This is a genomic window from Verrucomicrobiia bacterium (genome assembly GCA_035577545.1).
GTDB lineage: Bacteria > Verrucomicrobiota > Verrucomicrobiia > Palsa-1439 > Palsa-1439 > Palsa-1439.
Genome location: DATLVI010000039.1, coordinates 1 through 18,850, shown reverse-complemented (window position 1 = coordinate 18,850; position 18,850 = coordinate 1). Strand labels below are relative to the sequence as shown.

The 18,850-nt window shown below is 56.6% G+C and carries 25 protein-coding genes and 4 tRNA genes; 21 read left to right on the top strand and 8 right to left on the bottom strand.

All coding sequences use genetic code 11. From position 1 onward, the window contains the following. From VNL17_14395 to VNL17_14375, 5 genes are all read left to right on the top strand, one after another. Entirely contained in the window at positions 1 to 339 is a 339-nt protein-coding gene (locus VNL17_14395) for a hypothetical protein (protein HXI85267.1), read from the top strand. Next, the gene (locus tag VNL17_14390; protein ID HXI85266.1) at positions 336 to 899 is read left to right on the top strand and encodes a hypothetical protein; all 564 of its coding nucleotides are present in this window, start codon (positions 336 to 338) and stop codon (positions 897 to 899) included. Before VNL17_14395 ends, VNL17_14390 begins: the two co-directional genes overlap by 4 nt. Positions 900 to 913: 14 nt before the next feature. Then, entirely contained in the window at positions 914 to 4,177 is a 3,264-nt protein-coding gene (locus VNL17_14385; protein ID HXI85265.1) for a hypothetical protein, read from the top strand. Between the two features lie 875 nt (positions 4,178 to 5,052). Beyond that, positions 5,053 to 6,399 carry a hypothetical protein gene (locus tag VNL17_14380; GenBank protein HXI85264.1) on the top strand — a complete coding sequence of 449 codons (1,347 nt, stop codon included), beginning with the start codon at positions 5,053 to 5,055 and terminating at the stop codon, positions 6,397 to 6,399. A gap of 251 nt (positions 6,400 to 6,650) precedes the next feature. Then, positions 6,651 to 8,597: a hypothetical protein gene (locus VNL17_14375; protein ID HXI85263.1), complete on the top strand. Its 1,947-nt coding sequence runs from the start codon at positions 6,651 to 6,653 to the stop codon at positions 8,595 to 8,597. On the opposite strand, the gene VNL17_14370 is transcribed toward VNL17_14375, so the two are convergent. Further along, a complete protein-coding gene (locus VNL17_14370; protein HXI85262.1) occupies positions 8,591 to 9,181 on the bottom strand; it encodes a hypothetical protein in 591 nt (196 codons plus the stop codon). The two genes, VNL17_14375 and VNL17_14370, sit on opposite strands and share 7 nt — an antisense overlap. Positions 9,182 to 9,360: 179 nt before the next feature. Here VNL17_14370 and VNL17_14365 point away from each other — a divergent pair, with 179 nt between their 5' ends. Further along, on the top strand, positions 9,361 to 9,879 hold the full coding sequence (locus tag VNL17_14365; protein HXI85261.1) for a M15 family metallopeptidase: 519 nt from the start codon (positions 9,361 to 9,363) through the stop codon (positions 9,877 to 9,879). Between the two features lie 467 nt (positions 9,880 to 10,346). Here VNL17_14365 and VNL17_14360 read toward each other — a convergent pair whose 3' ends face one another. Further along, positions 10,347 to 10,682: a hypothetical protein gene (locus VNL17_14360; protein ID HXI85260.1), complete on the bottom strand. Its 336-nt coding sequence runs from the start codon at positions 10,680 to 10,682 to the stop codon at positions 10,347 to 10,349. 1 nt (position 10,683) lies between these two features. Here VNL17_14360 and VNL17_14355 point away from each other — a divergent pair, with 1 nt between their 5' ends. From VNL17_14355 to VNL17_14330, 6 genes are all read left to right on the top strand, one after another. Further along, positions 10,684 to 11,430 (top strand): hypothetical protein, encoded by a 747-nt coding sequence (locus tag VNL17_14355; protein ID HXI85259.1) that lies wholly within the window; start codon positions 10,684 to 10,686, stop codon positions 11,428 to 11,430. A 325-nt stretch (positions 11,431 to 11,755) separates the two neighbouring features. After that, positions 11,756 to 12,058, top strand: coding sequence for a hypothetical protein (locus VNL17_14350; GenBank protein HXI85258.1), 303 nt, complete (start codon positions 11,756 to 11,758; stop codon positions 12,056 to 12,058). Beyond that, entirely contained in the window at positions 12,055 to 12,216 is a 162-nt protein-coding gene (locus VNL17_14345) for a hypothetical protein (GenBank protein HXI85257.1), read from the top strand. Before VNL17_14350 ends, VNL17_14345 begins: the two co-directional genes overlap by 4 nt. Before the next feature lie 4 nt (positions 12,217 to 12,220). Then, positions 12,221 to 12,373, top strand: coding sequence for a DUF3309 family protein (locus VNL17_14340; GenBank protein ID HXI85256.1), 153 nt, complete (start codon positions 12,221 to 12,223; stop codon positions 12,371 to 12,373). Further along, positions 12,374 to 12,679 (top strand): hypothetical protein, encoded by a 306-nt coding sequence (locus VNL17_14335; protein ID HXI85255.1) that lies wholly within the window; start codon positions 12,374 to 12,376, stop codon positions 12,677 to 12,679. Then, the gene (locus VNL17_14330) at positions 12,669 to 12,869 is read left to right on the top strand and encodes a hypothetical protein (protein HXI85254.1); all 201 of its coding nucleotides are present in this window, start codon (positions 12,669 to 12,671) and stop codon (positions 12,867 to 12,869) included. The genes VNL17_14335 and VNL17_14330 overlap by 11 nt, the downstream gene beginning before the upstream one ends. 5 nt (positions 12,870 to 12,874) lie before the next feature. Here the strand turns inward: VNL17_14330 and VNL17_14325 are convergent. From VNL17_14325 to VNL17_14310, 4 genes are all read right to left on the bottom strand, one after another. Further along, positions 12,875 to 12,962 (bottom strand) — tRNA-OTHER (locus VNL17_14325). 85 nt (positions 12,963 to 13,047) lie between these two features. Next, a tRNA-Pro gene (locus VNL17_14320) sits at positions 13,048 to 13,122 on the bottom strand. A gap of 4 nt (positions 13,123 to 13,126) precedes the next feature. After that, positions 13,127 to 13,201: transfer RNA gene (locus VNL17_14315), tRNA-Ala, on the bottom strand. Between the two features lie 48 nt (positions 13,202 to 13,249). Further along, positions 13,250 to 13,326, bottom strand: a tRNA-Thr gene (locus VNL17_14310). Between the two features lie 49 nt (positions 13,327 to 13,375). Between VNL17_14310 and VNL17_14305 the strand changes: the two genes are divergently transcribed. From VNL17_14305 to VNL17_14290, 4 genes are read left to right on the top strand one after another with little or no spacing between them, the layout of a single operon-like run. Then, positions 13,376 to 13,822, top strand: a complete 447-nt coding sequence (locus VNL17_14305; protein ID HXI85253.1) for a hypothetical protein — start codon at positions 13,376 to 13,378, stop codon at positions 13,820 to 13,822. Positions 13,823 to 13,873: 51 nt separating this feature from the next. Next, positions 13,874 to 14,257, top strand: coding sequence for a hypothetical protein (locus tag VNL17_14300; protein HXI85252.1), 384 nt, complete (start codon positions 13,874 to 13,876; stop codon positions 14,255 to 14,257). A 14-nt stretch (positions 14,258 to 14,271) separates the two neighbouring features. Further along, on the top strand, positions 14,272 to 14,394 hold the full coding sequence (locus VNL17_14295; protein ID HXI85251.1) for a hypothetical protein: 123 nt from the start codon (positions 14,272 to 14,274) through the stop codon (positions 14,392 to 14,394). 44 nt (positions 14,395 to 14,438) lie between these two features. Further along, on the top strand, positions 14,439 to 15,194 hold the full coding sequence (locus VNL17_14290) for a hypothetical protein (GenBank protein ID HXI85250.1): 756 nt from the start codon (positions 14,439 to 14,441) through the stop codon (positions 15,192 to 15,194). Here the strand turns inward: VNL17_14290 and VNL17_14285 are convergent. Then, entirely contained in the window at positions 15,163 to 15,627 is a 465-nt protein-coding gene (locus tag VNL17_14285; protein ID HXI85249.1) for a hypothetical protein, read from the bottom strand. The genes VNL17_14290 and VNL17_14285 overlap by 32 nt on opposite strands. 220 nt (positions 15,628 to 15,847) lie before the next feature. Further along, positions 15,848 to 16,165 carry a hypothetical protein gene (locus VNL17_14280; protein HXI85248.1) on the bottom strand — a complete coding sequence of 106 codons (318 nt, stop codon included), beginning with the start codon at positions 16,163 to 16,165 and terminating at the stop codon, positions 15,848 to 15,850. A gap of 778 nt (positions 16,166 to 16,943) precedes the next feature. Here VNL17_14280 and VNL17_14275 point away from each other — a divergent pair. From VNL17_14275 to VNL17_14255, 5 genes are all read left to right on the top strand, one after another. Continuing rightward, positions 16,944 to 17,240: a hypothetical protein gene (locus VNL17_14275; protein HXI85247.1), complete on the top strand. Its 297-nt coding sequence runs from the start codon at positions 16,944 to 16,946 to the stop codon at positions 17,238 to 17,240. Then, a complete protein-coding gene (locus VNL17_14270; GenBank protein HXI85246.1) occupies positions 17,237 to 17,413 on the top strand; it encodes a hypothetical protein in 177 nt (58 codons plus the stop codon). The genes VNL17_14275 and VNL17_14270 overlap by 4 nt, the downstream gene beginning before the upstream one ends. Next, a complete protein-coding gene (locus VNL17_14265) occupies positions 17,410 to 17,616 on the top strand; it encodes a hypothetical protein (protein HXI85245.1) in 207 nt (68 codons plus the stop codon). The genes VNL17_14270 and VNL17_14265 overlap by 4 nt, the downstream gene beginning before the upstream one ends. Next, positions 17,613 to 18,068: an XF1762 family protein gene (locus VNL17_14260; GenBank protein HXI85244.1), complete on the top strand. Its 456-nt coding sequence runs from the start codon at positions 17,613 to 17,615 to the stop codon at positions 18,066 to 18,068. Before VNL17_14265 ends, VNL17_14260 begins: the two co-directional genes overlap by 4 nt. A 62-nt stretch (positions 18,069 to 18,130) precedes the next feature. Continuing rightward, a partial coding sequence (locus VNL17_14255) for a tyrosine-type recombinase/integrase (GenBank protein HXI85243.1) occupies positions 18,131 to 18,850 on the top strand: 720 nt, incomplete at its 3' end.

Genomic DNA, 18,850 nt, shown 5'->3' with positions numbered 1-18,850 from the left:
ATGCCGCTCACGCACGGCGATATCGAGGGCTTTCTGCATTCGCAGATAGCCAAGATGGGGCACCCCGCGCATGCAGGCCGTCGCGAGGCTCTGGCACACATCGTAGAGCACAACCGCCAGCGGATGCTCCACAAGATCACCGAAGACACCGAGCAGCACTCAAAGGAACATAACGATGCCCTCGCAGCCGCCGCCCCAGACAACGGGCCAACAGACGACAGCGCAGCCGATTCAGCAGGGCCGCCTGAAGCGGGGAGTAGCGAAGAAGCTAAAGGCGCTCCAGCGTTGACCATCGTGATCGTCGGCCATCCAGCCGCCAAAGGGAGACTACCGAAATGAAGAAGATCCTGATTCTCGCCGTGTTTGCAATGGCGGCCGGATTCGCGCAAGCGCCGCTTGAGTGTTACTACGCGAACTCGAATCCATGCCAGACCATCAACGCTTTCTCGGGCGCCAACTTAACGAGTTCGTGCTACGCCAGAAGCGTCGATCCGAACTCGGGCATTCGCAAGAATACATCCGTCGCGGTCAGCGCCGCTACGAATGCCAGCCCTGTTGTCTTGACTAGCACTGGGCATGGCTTTGCGCTCGGGTCACGACCGAATGTCACGATAGCCGGCGGCACCGGGAACTGGACAGCCATCAACGGGACATTCACGGCTACCGTTGTGGACGCTAACACATTCAGCATTCCGGTTGACTCTACGGCATTTGGCGCACTCGCCGGAACGATCACGTTCACAACTACAGCGCCGCGCTCGACCCAAGCGGAATGGGCCGTGAAGCTATTCGCCTACGACGGTAGCGGCAATAACATCGGAGCGTTCTGGATGAACGGGATTAGCAGCATGACGCAGAAGTGCTCCGATGCAGCCGTAGCGACCACCAACATTCAGTAACAGGAGAAGAGTACATGAAGAGCGTTTTGATGCTGGCGGCGCTGGTCAGCCTCCCGTTGAGTGCTCAGTATCGACTGATCCCCAACCCGGCGACCGGCAATATGGACTTTGTTACTACCGTTGTAGGCAGCGGCAATACAAACGGAGGCGTGTACATTGACTCAAACGGGCAATTCCACGCGACGGCCACTGGCGGTGCAGGGACGTTGTGCTGGACTAGCGCCAATGGCGGCGCTCCGGTCTGGGGTGCTTGCTCCGGTTCGGCAGCCACAGCATTCTCGGCGCTAACCGGAAGCACGAATACGTCTGCCGCGATGGTAATTGGCAGCGGCGCGTCATTGACCTACACGGGCACCGGAACGATCAACGCGGGCCTCATCAATAGCGTCGCGCTCTCTTCGCTCGGCACGGGGATACTTAAGAACACCACGGCTACCGGGGTTCCTTCGATTGCAGTGGGCGCTGATATCCCTGCTGTCGGTACTAGCGGCCAAGTCCCGTACAACAACGGCTCCGGCGCGTATGCCGCCGATTCCGGGCTGGCGTATAACAGCGGCACTAAGGCGCTAGGCGTTATCGGGACCGTCACGACCGGGCAATCGGGTACTGGCACCGGGGCGGTCAAGTTCAATGGCACGACTTCGGGCACCGTTACAGAGACAGTCTCGGCGGCGGCCGGTTCGGGCACCTTCCTGTGGCCAGTTCTCGGGGCATCGAACAATACGGCGGCGGTCATTCCATCGACGGTCACGCCGGCGGATAACGACTGCGCCAAATTCACGGTAGTCGGAGGCGTGGCGACGCTGAACACTGCCGGCGCTGCTTGCGGTAGCGGCGGAGGTACTCCTACCTTCCCCATCACAGTGGGCGGCACGGTGAACTCTGGCGGCATCCCGTACTTCAGCGGGGCCACAACCGAATCCTCCTCCGCTGCCCTGACCGCCAACAACCCCGTGATCGGCGGTGGCGCTGGTGTGGCGCCGTCCTCTGGCACGCGAACGGGGAACACCACGGTCTTCGCTACCTCCACCGGCGCTCTGACCAACGGCCATTGCCTGCAAGTGGACGCGAACGGTAACGTAGTGGATTCCGGTTCGACCAACTGCGGCGGCGGGGGATCGGTCGCATGGTCGGGAATCGGGAATGCTACGGCGGACCTGACGCTTGCCAATGTCGGCTTCAACACGACCTTCAACCAGACCAGCGCGACAAATTGGAAATGGGCGAACACGACCGCAGCCGTCGTTGGCACTTCGCAAAGCTCTCCGATCCTCAATCTCTGCGGCACCGCCTTTCATGGGTCGGCTTCGGTAGCGGATTGCTTGACGCTGCAAGATATTCCAGGGGCAGGCAACGACGCCGCGATCACGTTCGCGGTAGGGCACCCCGGCCCCTCGAACGGCACCGTCACGACCACCTTCCCCGGCCCGGTCCAAGCCGGATCGTCGGGTGGCGTCGGCGGTTCTTTAACTCTTCCTGAAGGCACTGCGGCCTCGGCGTCCGCCTCGAACGATGTCTGCTATGGAGACTCAACGCTCCATGGAGTCAAATGCGCGTTTAACAACGGCTCGTTCCTGAACCTGCCACTAGAGACAGGGACCATGACGTCAGGCGACGTGGTGAGCGTGAACGCCACTACGAACTTGATCCAAGATGCAGGGTTCCTCGCATCTAACGTGGTTCGCAAGGATGCTTCTAACACGGCAGGGGCGTCCATGGTGCTCGATATGAGCGCGGCGTCCGCTACGACCGGTCTAAGAATACCTACGGTGGCGGGCGCGATCCCTACTGTCGATGGCTTCCTGGCCAGCAACCTAACCAATCACACACTGGCGTTTGGCTCGAACGGAAATACCGGAGTAGCTGCGATGGCGGCGACAGGTACCGGCACGGCCACAACCTGCACCAATCAGGTAGTGACAGCCGTGAGTGGTGTGGCGGTGCCGACGTGTACGACCATTGTAGGCGGCATGATAGCGTCGTCCACAATCGATCTAACAAGCAAAGTGACTGGCGTGCTACCTAGCGCGAATGGCGGAACCGGAGTGAACAATACGGCCACGCTGACCCTCGGATCGTCGAATCAGAACTGGGCGACACTCGGGACAGGCATCGTCAAGAATACGACGACGACAGGTGCGTTGAGCGACGCGGACGCGACCGACATGGCGACGATCAGCTATGTCGCGGGCGGTGGTACAGCACAAGCCCAGACCGCGACCTACTCTCCAGCAATCGGCTCGCTCGTTGCTGGCACCAGGGTATGCTGGCTTCCTGCCGCGGCCAATACCGCCGCCGCCCCGACCTTCGCTCCGAACGGATTGACGGCCCACACTATCGTGAAGGCAGGCGGGGCGCTGGTGGCGAATGACATTATCACGACTGCAATAGCGTGTGCGATCTATGACGCAACAGGAACTCAGTGGGAACTTCAAAATCCACAGACAGTGGCAGCGGGTGGCTCTGGCTACACGACAATTGACACGACAGGACCGGGCGGGGCACTCCCCGCCACAACCGCGCAGACGCAAAGAGCTACTTTTAATTATCAGTATCCCTTGGTAGCTCAAGACAATTCAGGCAGCACCCGGACTGACGTTTCGATTGTGGGCGCTTGTGACCCAAGAAAATACGCTTGCGAATATGATGAGTTCCTAGGAACAACCTCTACAGGCGGTCTTATCAATGGCGGATTGGGATTTACCATCAACGGTACAGGAGGCACTGGTTCCGTTATCACATCTTCCCCCACCGGAACTTATGGGGTCTGGCAATGTGCTACGGATACCACCAACGGACACAATTGCGATTTTTCACAGGTCACTGCTCCTTACACCATTTGGGGAAACAAGACCTTTGATATTCAGTTTCGCGCAGCCATAAGCGCAACAACGTCCATATCGTTTTTTGGAGGCGTTAGCGTTGGTAACGCTGGTGAAGCAAATTCCGACTACCTCGGCATCGGATACGACACAAGTCAAGGCACTCCCGATACTACGTATATGTGCGTAGCAGCTAAAAGTGCCGGGGGCGTGACGCGAACTTCCATAGCGGCAGCCCCTGCGGTGGATACTGGGTTTCACACTTTCCGCATTAGGTCTACCACGGCCGGCACGATACTGTGCTCGGTTGATGGCTCAGCAGAAACCACAGTAACAGGCGCGGCTGTGCCGAATACGAATGCGCTGTCCCCGGACTTCAGCGTCATAACCAGGACAACGGCAGCGCGGAATTTTCAAGCTGATTTTTGGATGTCTTCTATTGCGATAACTAGATAGCTCAAACAAACCATAATGGACATTTTCGTAGTTTTGTTATTAGCTCAAACTCTGAACTCTGGAGTGCTGAGCAATGGCGCAGCGCTGGGTTCATCCTCATGGGTAGGCGGAACGATTGTTGTCGAGGGCGACTCAATCCCCGCCAACACCGGAGAATTGAGCAATACTGTGACAGCAGACCGCTATGGGGATCAACTCGTCAGCGCACTGCTTGGCAGTTCCGGGCATTCCTATGCATACTTCAACGTCGCTCGGGGCGGTACGTGCGTCGGGCTTACATGCTCGCTCCTACCCTCTATGTTATCGGTAGCCGCAGCCAACGTAGATGCTCATTTTAATGCTACCAGTGGTTGGAAAAACGTGGCCATCCTGAATGGCGGCTATAATGACTACTACAACTCCCAGACCGTCGCCCAGATCAAAGCAGATATCCATACATGGCTCTGCACTCGTAAGAATGTAGGGTTTAAGGTGGTCGTAGTGACGCCCACTAGCGGCCCGAATTTTAACGGAGTCTCGCCGCCTGGCACGAGCGCTTCTCAGGGACAGGCCGACCGACAGGCGATTCGGGATGATTTAGTAACACCGAGAACATGCACCGACGTAAACGGCGCTTGGGCCTTTAACGTTCCAGATGCTGTCGCGGACCTATTTTCTGACACGGAGGTGGGTTGTCAGACATGCTATACGATCGGCACCGATGGCAGCAACCCGAGTGCTCATTGTCAATTTTTAGCAGGGCCGCATCCGACAGGTCCGACAGGCAAGGCTGCGCAGGGTGGGTGCGGAGGTATTAGCACTGATAACGGATACCAGAGATTTGCTTCAACGTCTCCATTCTCTCTAAAATCGGCACTCTCAACTATCGGGATCAATTGAAATTCCTCCCACGACTAATCATGCGGCCTGCGGCGTTGTTATTGCTGTTCGGATGCCGGTTGCTGGCGCAACCCGATATCACCACAATCAACTTCGGTAACGTGCGCCAGGACAATGTGCCGTATCTTCAGACTGTGACTGTCTCTGGCGCTGGAGCAGTATCGAAAGGGGCCTGTACAGACGTCGCCGCACCTGCCCCATTTGGGACTAACGCCCTATGCAACTCTGGCAACCTGCACGTCGATATCGACGGCGCATTCTCGCCTCCGACGCAGAAGATCCAGGTCTGGATCGCGGGGCCGACTAACATCGGCACCTATCAATCCACACAGGTCATCACCGGGTGTTCGGTCGGGTGTCCGTTCACTATCACGGTCAACCTGACCGGCGTAGCGTGGACTCCAGCCCTTTTCACCACCATCGGCGGCGGCCCCTGCGTCGGATGTACGAATTCCGACCCTGGATTTCAAGACACCGACACCGCCAATAAGGATTCATTCATGCTCAAACTACTGATCACCGCAAGTCTGTTGTGCGCCTGTGCGTTTGCGCAGTGCGGGAAGTTGGTCGTCAACCCGGTCACGGGGCAACTGGACTGCGTAGGCACTGCTGCTGCCGTCACATCCAACCCGTTCGACATGACATCCTTCGTAGTTCGGGAAAACTGGCTGAGCGATGCTCCATCGGCTACGAATGCGGTCGGTACATACGGCGTTGGCTTTTCAAACACCGGAGGCAATTCGTACACACTGACTGCTGGCCCTGATTTCAACCATCACCACTTCATCCGTATGGGCGTCACCAACACCAATAATAACGATGCGTGTTATGTGATGTCCATGAATCAGGCTACGGTTCAGACCCTAGTGCTTGCAGGACTGAACGCCCCAGGGTCTGGGCAGGTAGAGTTTGGTGGAGTATTCAGGGTTCCAGCCATTACGAACGTCAATGTACGAATTGGTCTAACTGGGGCAGGACTGCCGACCTGCCAGAGCGCCGAGACGGTTGCGGAAGGGGTTTACCTCCGCTTCTCTACGGGTTCCTCCGATACTACTTGGAAATTCATCACTTCTGCCGCAAGCGCGAACACTGTTACCGACACCGGTGTGGCCGTTACGGCTGGCACTTGGTATCTGATACGGATCTACATCAACGCGGCCAATACCTGGAAAGTTGACATCACTCCAGGCGGCGGAGCGACCACCACAAAGACCAATACGACCAATATTTCAACGGCCGCCTTAAGCCCGAATATCTATCTAAAGACGCTGTCAACCGTAGCAAATAATCTGGATATCCTGCCCCCTACAGTATTTGATATTACAGGGAGGATCGTGCCGTGATGCCCGTGACGTTACGTTTGCTATTGCTGTGCTTTCCGGTTTGTGCGTGGTCCCAAATCACACTCGGTACCTTTCCGTTGAGCGGTGGAGAAGTCTGTCCTGCGAATCCAGCCCTGTTGTTTCAAGAAACTGGTCCAAACTCTGACGGCACGGGTCCCCCGAATGGTCAAGTTGCGTACGCACAATGCGTAGGCATCGCTACATCCAACGGCACACTGACGGTTGGCGCGTGGGTAGGCGACACGTTTTCGATGATGAAAACGCGACTGTGTACACCGGCATCGAAGGGACAGCCGTGCGTCACCGCTACTTCTGCACCCGCGTTGCTCTGGATCTACAGCGATGACACTACGTTCTTCTTCAAGACTGCTGGCACGTCCGTAACGCCGTCTGTCACCATCACCGACCAGGGCACCGGTTCCCAGACAATCAACGTCACATATCAGATGGTGCAGAACCCGGTAAAAGTCAAGTACACGTCACTCGCAAAACAGGCGGGCTGCACACAGTCCGATACGCACGTGTTTCGCCAAGGGGACCTGGACACGTGCGGTGCAAACAAGCCGTCAACGTTCTGGTCAAACAGCGGTGCCGTGCTTGCAACGGGAGCGAAGCTGGTAGATTCCATTTTCGGACTCATCATGACTGTGATTACTCCCACCGAACGCACACAGACACAGGACGCGATAGAGTCTCCATTCAACTGCGTGCCCTACTGCGCCGGTACGCCGCTTGTGAGCACCGTGGACATGGCCGGTTTTCAATTCCTCACCAACCCCGACACAGGCGGCGACGTTTGGACGAGCACCCCGGCAGGTGGACCGAACACGTTGAGATTTTTTGGCAACGACTGGCGTACCGGCATGTATTACACACAGTCTGACTTGAACATTCACAAAGTCACGTTCACCGCCGCGCCGAGCACCTGGACGGATACGCCCTACTCATTCACTCCAGGTGACGGTGGAACGGCGACAGTGTTGGATCCTAATCGGGATGGGGAATTGTCGCCCGATAACTGGGGCTGTGCAATATTCAAAGGCGGAACCAGCCGAAGCGCCGCGTTTGTAGACTTCAACACCTCGCCATACACACTGCATCAATTCAGTTATCAAATCGGCTCCATTGCTTCCAACCCGGATGTCTGTCAAGTGTCGATGGGCGTGGATCGTGTTTCCGGCTACCGCTACATGATAATCGTTTACAGCGACACAGCCCGGTACGCCCCGCGACTGTTCGGTTACAACCCAACAACCAATGCGGTGACTGATTTGGGGTGGATGCCGATGATTCCGTTTTCCCCAACCGTATCCGGCAACCTTTGGTTTGGTAAAGCCACAAGCGATGCGGCGGTACAGGACAACAATTCAAACGCCTACATCTGGGGACACGCGACATGGGTGCAGCGCAATGGGATTCAGTACATCACCGACGCCGGACTCGACATCAACCGGCACACGCAGTGGGGGATGGTGGGATTGATTCGGGTGAATGCCGGGTTGAACATGATGGTAGACGAAGCGTTCGGCGGCGGGATGACGGTCGTGCAAACCATCTTCACCAACGGTGCCCAATTCGACACTCACATTGCAGCCGCGAAAGCCCCGAATTCCGCCCGAATTGTAATCCTCGTTTCTTCCGAGTACTACACACAGGCGAATGCAATCACGGGGATCACAAATGGTGCGAGCCCTAACTTGACGATAGGAAGTCACACTTTTCTGGCGAACGACCCGATACACATTAGCGGCGTACCGGGATGCACAAATGCCAACGGACCCACCACTGTTACATCCGTGCCCGATGGCACGCACATCATAGTGAATTCCTTCACTTGCAACTCGCCTTGGATACCCACGACTAACGGGCACGGTAGTAACTGCGGGAGCGGTGGAGCGGTGGCGCGCGACGTTAACAACGTGAATTTCCCGCACGTCATCGAAGCGGTGCTGTACATCCTGGACGAGTACGGCAATTGGGAAGTGCGACGGATAGGACGGCTCCCTCACATGGTATACTCTTCCGGCTATTGCTTCACAGCCGGGTACTTCGACCAGCCGCGTTGTTCACTCAACTTCACAGGTGAACAGGCGGCTTGTGCTGTCAACCCGAACGGAGTAGACCAGTTGCAAGTCATCACGTTCCGCACCGGGTATAGGGACACTCCTCCAGCATGGAAGTGCTGTTACGCTTATTGATAGTAGAAGGTTACGGCAAGAGCTAGCACCGGACCAAACAGCCATGCTATCCAGGCTATGCCACGGTATCGAATCCATCCATTGCGGGCTGAAACAACCAACAGAAACGAAATCGATATCAGCAGTAGCAGCATCGATCTTGGCTCAGGTACGGCAGAGGTTTCAGGCGACGGCGGGTCCGTTGCGGTTACCGACAAGATGTAGATGGATGACGTTACTGTATTGCTTCCGGCTGATGTTGCTTTGAGATCGACTCCCCAGGAAACTGGTTGATTGGCGGTAATCGGCTCATTCATCGTAAAACTTCGCGTATGAGGGGTTTGGTCTCCCTGCTCTACCGAGAAGCTTCCCGCTGGCTGGTTGTTGAAAAAAAAGTCGGCATCTACAGCTCCGTTCCCCAGATCTAGGATTATCGAATACGCAATATCGAACGTTACTGACAGAGTTCCGCTAGAGGTTGGGATCGTCGATTCGTTCCACAAAAAATCAGACTGCGCCTGGGCGCTATTGCCGATGTATCCAAAGCCCACCACGGAAGCAAAAGCCCCATCTTTTAGAGTCGGGGTCCCGGAGATTGCAATCATTCCAAAGTATCCATCCGGGCAGGTGGCTTGCTGGTCGCCGCTCCCAGACGCCGAAACCGAAACGTATTGCAATGAAGAGTTACGGCATGTAGTTGAAACCGCACTTGTGATTGTAGAGCAATTCAACGACAAATGGAGGGCGGCGGTAAAGAGCAGTAGGATGCGCACCATAGCGGCTTGTGGACGCCAGCGCAGGGGCGAAACGTTTCGCGGAAATTATGAGCTTCTATACCGAGATAATCCAGCACGATCCACGGTTCCACTCGAACGATAGTATCCGCGACTTGAATCTCCTAGAGCCGATAACCCGCCGTGCGGTGGAGAACATCATTGCAGATGCCGCTGTAGCAAATATCACGCTCATGGTCACGGAGACGTTTCGATCAAAGGAACGGCAGGTGGTTCTCTTCAATCAAGGGGCGTCGCATCTGAAGGATGTCGGGGTTCACCATTACGGACTGGCGTGCGATTTCGCCAAGGTCATTGACGGCAAGCCGTCATGGGCTGGCGATTGGGGTTTTCTGCGCGATCTAGCTAAAAAGCACGGCCTAATAAGCGGGCTCGACTGGGGGCAGCCATACGCGAAGCATTCCTTTGTGGACCCGGATCATGTACAGAGGATCATGATTTGGGAGCAGGCACGTTTGTTCAGCGGAGACTGGTACCCGGCTGATCCAAGCATAGAAATAGCGGTATGACGGCGCAAAAAGATCGACTCGTTCAAGTTCTTCAAGGGTGTGTAGGTGAATCTGCACCCTGTCGCCATTCTGCTGGAGTCCATTCCGGGTGACCCATCATGCGATGGTCTCTTGCGTCCCGCCTGTTATTTATCGCGCTAAGGATCAGACCGGAGCCTAAAAATATGACGCCGATTATTTTAAGTGCGAATGCCAAGAGATCCATTGCAACTATTCTACTCCTCGCGGCCACGCTCCACGCCACGACGTGGTACTTGAAACCATATCGCGCCGGCTGCGAGGAAAGCGGAGATCGGGCGCACCCATGCTATCGTATGATCCGCGCTTAACACGAAGAGCGCCGCGCTTCCGGCCAAAGCAACTAAATACGGTGCCCATTTCTCTGCTTTCATCATGAAACCTCTACTCATTCTACTACTGGCCTTCTCGCTTCGCGCCGCCGACGTGCGCGTGCTCTGCACGCCGTCTCACGCAGGATCGGCTGGAGCCACGAGCTGAACATCAGTGATAAACACATTACTTGGATTTGTGCTGGTGCCGAAGATCGGCCGCTGCCATTCGGTTGGGATATCGAGCTGATCGAGAAGGGTCTTGCCGGGTTGAGACGGCTCAGGTTGAAGTGCATACCGCAGAATATTCAAGTCTTCTTTTAGACCGCCAAGTATCGGAGTGCCATCGTCCATTACCCCTTCGTGCGCGAATTGCGGGAGCCGCTTGCAAATGTCTTCCTGTTGTCGCACTCGCTCCTTGAGCAAAACGTTGAGCATGTGAATCGCCCGTTTTCGTAGTTGGATTTGATCCATAATGAAACCTCTCCTAGTTAGTTTACTCCTGATCGTCGCCATTCGCGCCGCCGACGTGAAGGTGCTTTGCACGCCGGAGCCGCTGGCGGCCAACCTGCCGGGGATGTCGCAGCTTGGAATTTGGAATGTGATGCTGGTGAATACTATCCCGCACGCCGTGACCATCTCGCCGGAGCAGGTGCGCATGGCTGTGCCGCAACTGCACATGGTGGATCCGAAGCGCGTCCAGCAGATCGCCATGCGCACGTATAACTCCAGCAAGTTTCAGCGGCTGCTCCGTGTGATGGGCTACGCCGATCTCGTTGGCCCCGTACTGGTCGGCAACGGCCGCGGCCTGATCTCCGTATCGCCAACCGGGATTGCGATCACCGCCCTGGTCTCGATGGTGCTGCACCGGACCAGCGACAACCTGAAGGCGCAACTGCCGGATCTCGCGGCATACGAGAGCAGCGCACTGACGGGCGACATCACGCTAGAGGCCGCCGGCACGCATGGGGCGTCGATCACGCTCACGGTGTACGCCGGAAAGATGAAGGGTGCCCACGAACTCACGGGCGTGGTCTACAGCGAGACGGACGACGGGATGTTCCCGCGCCTGCCGCCGAAGCTTGACGGGGCCGGGCTCCTATGCCGATCCGGAGATTGCGCAACTACAATGCCAAAGAGCAGCATCCGAGAAGACCCGAAGCTCGGGGCTAAGGCCGAGGCGATTCCTTGGGTGACGATGGCCGAGATGTGCGGAATTTGAGGCTATCAATCCGTCGCAGCGAGTCCCATTCTACGGTTGAGCAAAAAGGCATCCACTGGCACTGAGCACGACTCAAGACCAGTTCGTAGAAAAATGGAACATCATTTCGGTTGTTGGCGAATAGTTGCGGTATCAACATGCCGAACAAAAGCATAAACAAGATCCCAAGCAAGGCCGCGCATTGCACGGAGAAAACTGCAATGACCAACCAAGTAGGCACCCCCGACCACGCGCGCCTGTGTCGCCCTAGCAATGCTATATGGGCACCAATCATTGTCTTTCGTAGCATACCACCTTGCGCGTAATCCTGAGACCGAAACCAATCATGCCTAGATCCGACCAACCATCGCTCGACCTGCTCATCATGTTCCTCGGGCTGACGCTCGCAATCATGGGCGCACTCACAGTATTCTTCACGCCGAAATACGAGACAGGATTCCAGCTAATCATCATGGCGCTGCTGTCTGCCTTCAGCGGGGCTTGCGGCGCGAAGTGGGGCCTGTCGCAGCAAGCCACCACACCGCCGCCCGCTGGAACCGTTCAACGCACCGAGTTGTCCACCAAGACCACCGAAGTCGCGCCCGCCGTCCCACCTCAGCCAACCGAAGTAAAGGAGAACCATCCATGATAATTTACTTGAGTTTATTGGTCGCCCTGGTGGGCGTCCTGATGTACGCACTTTCCGCGAATCCGAAGCTACAGGAGATCGGCCGCATCTCGTTTGCGATGGGCCTACTCGCTTTCCTGCTGCGAGTCAGCGACGCCGCTTTCCAGATCATCAAGTGATGCCATGTGGCTTATCTTGTTGATCGTTCTCATCCTGCTGCTGATCGGCGGATTACCGACGTGGCCCCACTCGCAAGGCTGGGGCTACGGGCCATCCGGCGTAGTGGGCCTGATTCTGGTCATCATCCTGATCTTGCTGCTGCTCGGAAAATTGTAAATGGACTTCAACAACATCCCAACCGCTGCGGCGATCACGATGTTCGGTGCTGTCGCGGCTGGCCCAGTGCTGGCGGCATTCAATTCTTGGCTGGCGAACCGCAACGCCAAGCGAGCAGCGGACGCCGCGAAGCTCGTGGCGGATGCGCTCAAAGAGAGCCATAGCACTACGGACGTTAAGCTCGCCGAGATACATACGCTGGTGAACAGCCGTCTCACCGAAGCGCTGGACTACATTCACAAGCTGGAAGTGTTGCTGCGCGACGCGACGGGACGGCCAGTAGAGGGAGAGCCGCATGGCCGATGAGATCCGCCTAGTCGCGCAGCGTACGGTAGCCTACAGCCGCGACTGCCCGGTATGCGGTAGCACGAACCGTATCGCCTTCCACGACGGCATGAAGGCCGACCAGACCTGCAAGCACTACATCGGCATGGCTCCTAAAGACGTGCGCCCTAACACCGAGGACGTGGCTTACATCGTGTTCGGCAAGGAATGAGGCATTGGAGGAAGGTGGAGGAATCGAACCCCTATGGTTCAGCACCATACCGCTGCTTTCGAGGCAGTTTGCCGACCTTCGACGGCACCTTCCGGGGAATACGTCGTGGCCGCCCATGAATCTCTCATGGTGTCCTTCGCCCGGAGGAGGTCAAGTCCTTCCGGGGACCACGAAAATCTGGTCCAGGCGGCTGGATTCGAACCAGCGTGGGCTTGCTCCCAAGGCAAGTGGGTGGCCGCTACCCGACGCCTGGATTTTGGTGGACTCGCTCGGATTTGAACCGAGATCTGACTGGGTGCAGGCCAGCCGCTCTCCCGTTGAGCTACAAGCCCACAAGAGAGCGATTTACGGGCGTGCTGATGATGATGGGGTTGGAGGATTGGAGCCGGTGACAGGAATCGAACCTGCGCAGTCCGCTTTACAGGAGCGGTGCTCAGCCAACGCGAGCGACACCGGCCCGCGCGTGGTTCCTGTGGTTGTTTGCTCCACGAGATAAGCATATCACAATGAAACTCGCATTCAAACTGGTATCCGCCGGTGGCCTGATCGACCGCGCAATCGGCTGGTGGACCCAATCGCCCTACTGCCACGTCGAGCTGGTGTTCGACCAGATGGGCGTGCCCGATGATTGCTTCAGCGCCGATCCGAAGCGTGGCGTGCGGTTCACGCATGTGGATTGGAGCGACACCAAGACGTGGAAGGTGGTCGGTCTGGCGGTGTCGGAGAGCCAGGAGCGCGTGGCCTACTTCTTTGCTCGTGATGCGCTCGTAGGGCGAAAATACAACAAGCGCGGCATCCTGAGATTCTTGTTCGGATTCGTTAGCAGCAAGCCAAACGAGGAGTTCTGCTCACAGGTCATTCTGATTGATTGCCAACACATTGGGCTGTGGCCGGGCGATCCTCCGGTTCGCATCGACCCAGGCTTTCTAGCACAATTGGCGGAAGCGGAGTAAGCGGCTTCCGATCTTATCCACGAAAGGCACCCATTCCACAATGAGGTTCACATGCACTACGTCGAGGTTGACCTGTACGTATCGGAGCAGGCCATGTGGTTTCGCACTCTAGTCTTTTTCATCGCCGGTCTGTTTAGCCTCGCTGTGCTGGTGATGACCGCACAAGAGCGCTTCCGCTATATCCCGCAAAACGAGAAGGCTGAAGCGGCCTTCCAACAATCGCTACAGAATGCGGAACACCTCACGCAGCTTGAACGTTCCGTATCCGATCTCCGGGCGCTGTCCCTCGATGTTCGGCTGACCAAAATCGAGGCTACGCTCGACACCATCTGGAAACTGTTGATGGGCATCCTGGTTCCGCTGGTGCTGCTGATCTTTGACCGCTTTATCATTAGCGTCATACCGATGTTCCGCAGAAAGTCCGATAGTAACTAAAAGGAGCATTACAAATGAAGAAACTTGCCATCACCATTTTTGCCGTCGTAGTACTGGCGGTCGGCTACAAGGTGAGTACCGGATCCTTCGATATTGATCCTCCTCCCTGTTGGCCGCAATGTACCCCGGTTAAGTAGGGAGATTTGCCTCGCCCGCAGAATTGTGGCACACTTGCTCTACCGTGTGGATACAACTTCTGCGGGGCGGGGCGGTCATAGCTCTCGTCTTTCTGTTATCCCGCTATCTCTGGCTCGGCCTCGCTCGCCGCTATCGATTCTTCTGCACCTATGCCGCCGTCCAGCTCACCGTAACGATCTCGTTCGCCTACTTCTTTGACTTACGCTCGCAAGCCTACGCTGTGGCGTGGGTGCTCTCGCGCTGGATTATAATCGCGCTACAGATCGCCGCCGCCGCTGAGGTCTATTGGATGATCGCTTATGCGCCACGCGGCACCCGCTGGCTTCCGCTGGTGGTCATGCTGCCCGTTGCCGCCCTCGGCTCCGGCGGCTTGATGGTCGTCCAAGGCTACGCCATCACTCCCGATTCCGGCTTCCTCCGCATCCTTCAAATCACCTGCCTCGTATATTCCTCGCTCAGCTTCGCCGTCGTAATCGGTCTCCTGCTTCTCGCCGTGTTCCTGATTCTGGACGCGCAGCGCCACAATACAGTTGTCTATTGGCTCGGCCTGATGACGTACTTCACCATTCAGGGGCTGACGTTCTTTCTGCAATACATCGTTGCACTGAAGTGGGAATTGCTCTATGCGGCATTCCTGCCCGCTAATGCGGTCGTGCTGCTGTTGTGGGGATTGCTGACCACTAGCGCCGGAGAGCGGCCGCCGCCAGCGGTTAGACGACACACGCCATTTGCGGATAAGATCCGTAAGAACGGCGTGGTACGGCGGTTCAAACTTGAGTGGGAACGCGCCGCGATCTGATCGAGTCCGATAACTGGCGAAAGGATTCCTCCCGCAGTTTCGGGCGCATTCGGATCTCAAACAACAACATTAAGTCGCGTTTCAAGCGAATCATGTTGGCAAATAAAGCGCTACGTTTACCGGCCCTGTAGGATTGCAGGCAGGCTTGCAGGTTGACCGCTATCACGTAGCGCGTCAGCGCACCGCAGGCAGCCTTCCGCCGGGTATCGTCCTTGCCGGATTCGCGCATCTCGCGGATCGCCTGCGGCTCGTCCCTGGCGTCCAGCACGGGCTTCCAGCGGTCGAAGCCGGATGGGTTGGGATACAGTGGGCCGCTATTACGCCCCGGATGGTCCCGAAGCGCCTTCATTTCATCAAAGATAAGATTGCACGCCTTTTGAACTGCGGTCAGCGCAAGCTGGTACTCCTCGACTTCTTGGGTCGTCGGGTCCATCGTTATCAATGCCCCCTAAGTAACGCTGGTAACATCGTCATATTTGCACAGATTTAGCGCCAATTCAAGCGGATATTTCGGGCAGTTCTGTGGAAAACACCCGCCTAGAAATAGGTATAAGTACCACCCGCGAACAAGATTGCGATTATGGTACGTGTTTTCGTGGCTGCAAGTGCCGTGGAATCTGTCCGACATCAGCTTTTCAGAACAGAAACAGCGCCTACATGTACGGTTTTAACATTTCCAGAAGCATATTACGAAACAATCGCAACGCCACCGGCTTGCGGTTGCAGTCCTTGAGGAAAAGCCGAACGGCGTTGACGATTCGGTCTTCTTCGGTCATCGGAGGCTTCTCCTGGCTTTTTTCTGCAACCTCCTGTTTGATGTATGCGATCAGGACCGAGGCCATGTCAGTGCCCCTGTCCTCGCACAATCGCTTGAATGCCTTCCGCAGTTCGGCATCCCCAATGTCGAACGAGATCGGCACTCGATCCCCGTTAATTTCCCTATCCAAAATCGTCTCCTTGAAGATTTCCACAGATTTTCTCATCGGACATGACAACAGGCCTTGACAAGGCATGTCAACATGCTCATAATCGTGTTCAGCATGTCAGCATCAACAATACAGCAAACCGGGCAGGATTCCAAACCAAACGTCAAAATCTTCTCGACGAGGGTACCAGTATCTTTAATCACGCGTGCAAAATTTGCAGCTCTTGAATCAGGAAAAAGCGTTCAGCAACTCTTCATTGAGGCCCTGGTCTCCCACCTAGACCGCGAAGATAAAGCGAAGGCACGGAGGGCGGCGCGGTGAGAAAGGGTAAGATTCAGCGGCAAGGATCGTCCTCCTCCAGCGCCGAATACCACGCTTGGCAGCGGATTAAGGACCGATGCGGAAAACCGTCCCATCACAAGTACAAACTCTACGGCGGCAGGGGCATAAAGGTCTGCGATAGATGGCTTGTTTCCTTTTTGAATTTTTGGGCTGACATGGGACCTCGCCCAAGCCTGAAGCATTCAATCGAAAGAATCGACAACGACGGTGACTACAGTCCAGAAAATTGCCGCTGGGCGACGCGCAAGGAACAGGCCAGAAATACCAGGAGAAACAGGTGGGTGACTTTTCGGGGAGAGCGTGTGTTGTTGATCGACTTGGCTCCGCGCCTTGGCATTAAGCTCCCGACTCTTTATTGGCGCCTTCAGCACGGCTGGAACCAAGAAGAGGCCTGTACGTTTCCATTGAGGCCGGGATATCGTCCACCTTCTGTATCGGTGGACGGCGACAGCATTCTGATCTACAAGCGGGAGGCCACGCGATGAGCCATTACAAATGCATGGATTGTGGAGAGGTTCTAACGATTGGTTCTCCCCACATGCATGAAGGGACTGGCGTAGGCGGATTCGCTCGTATCGAACGCATCAAGGAGCCACAAGAGAAAGTTGTTCGTATCGAAATCCACTACGAAAACGGCGACGTGCGATTCGCTGAAGGCTCCGACGCGGACAAGATCATGGACTACTGGCAATCCGGGGAAACGATGAACTACATCCACGGCGGTAAATATGAAGGCCCAACGCTAATACTGTCCCGTGCTGGCGAGGCCACGCGATGACGCCCCGCAAGCCGCCAACCCGCGCCTCGATCCCGGACTGGAAGCGCCGCTGCGCGGTGTACAAGACGTTTCTGATGTTGGCCAACCGGGAGTTGTATCAGGTCGCGCGGGACGTGATTGCGTTCAACGAACAGCGGTGCGAGGCGCTGCCGCGAAAGGAGTCTGCCGCGTGACCACACTCGAAATACTGAGCCGCGATTGGGCTGTCGGACGACACTCGCTCACGCCGGACGATATTCTCTACATGGAATCGTGCTACGTGCGGCAAGGTAAAACTCAGGACACGCGAAAGTCTCCAGCGGGTAGCACGTTAATTTATCGTTCGACCAGTCTCACGACACGGTTGCTGGAAAAGGTCTGGAGGAACGCCGCGTGACCGCCCCGCGCACATTGCAGCTCGTACCGATCAGCTTAGCTGAGGCGAACGAGTTTGTGCGCTTGCATCACCGTCACCATAATCCGGTGCCTGGGGCAAAGTTTTGCGTGGCTGTAGCGACTCCCGGTGTGGTGCATGGCGTCGCCATCGTTGGCCGACCAATAGCACGAATGGCTGACGACGGCTGGACGCTGGAAGTCAACCGGACCTGCACGGATGGTACAAAAAACGTTAACTCGATGTTGTACGGAGCCTGCCAGCGTGCTACGTTTGCGCTCGGCTACAAAAAGCTCATCACGTACACTCTGCCAACTGAATCCGGCGCATCGCTCCGAGCTGTTGGCTGGACGTGCATCGGTTCCGCTGGCGGAGGTCGATGGAGCCGCGAGTCCCGACCGCGTATCGACACACATCCGCTTCAGGAGAAGTTGCGCTGGGAGGTGACCGCGTGACCGCCCCGCGCCTACTGTCCGGCGATGCTATTATGCGTTTGCTCAACGGGAGTGAGCGCGAAATGCCAAGACAGAGGTGTCAGAATCCAACTTTGAGACAGCGGAAGGACGGCCTGTGGTACATCCTTCCTTGGGTTGACGTGCGCGACGGTTGCGGCGGTACGGTCCGCATGAAGAAGAGGATCGTGCTCGGTCCGCTTACCAAGCGCGAAGCCATCATCAAGCGGAACCAGGTGATGGAAACCATCAACAATAGCAAGCTCGTATTGCAGAGCCAAATCAAGTTCGGCTATTTCCTGGACAACTACTACATCAAGTCGTATCTGGACCGTCCAGGAGTCCTGAAAAGCACCACGCAAGCGGCGTACATGAGCCACATCCGCGTTCACATACGCCCGACCTGGGGCGAGATGCAGATGAGCGAGATCACGACGCGGCGCCTGGACGATTGGATGGCGGCGCTGACTAAGGCCGGGTTGTCGTACAACGCGCGCCACGACCTGCTGACGATGATGAGCGGGATCTTTACCAAGGCCGAGGACTGGGGTGTGTGGGACCAGCGGAACCCGTGTAAGCGCGTGACGGTTGGCCGCAACCTTCCGGTACGCGAGAAGCGGATGCTGACCGATCAGCAGATCCGGCTGCTGCTGGCGGCGCTGCCGGATAACGGCGTGCGGCTGATGGCTGAGATTGCGCTGTTCTGCACGCTGCGGGTGTCGGAGATCATGGGCTTGCAATGGAAGCACATCGACTTCGAGAACGGCTGCATCCACGTTCGGCAG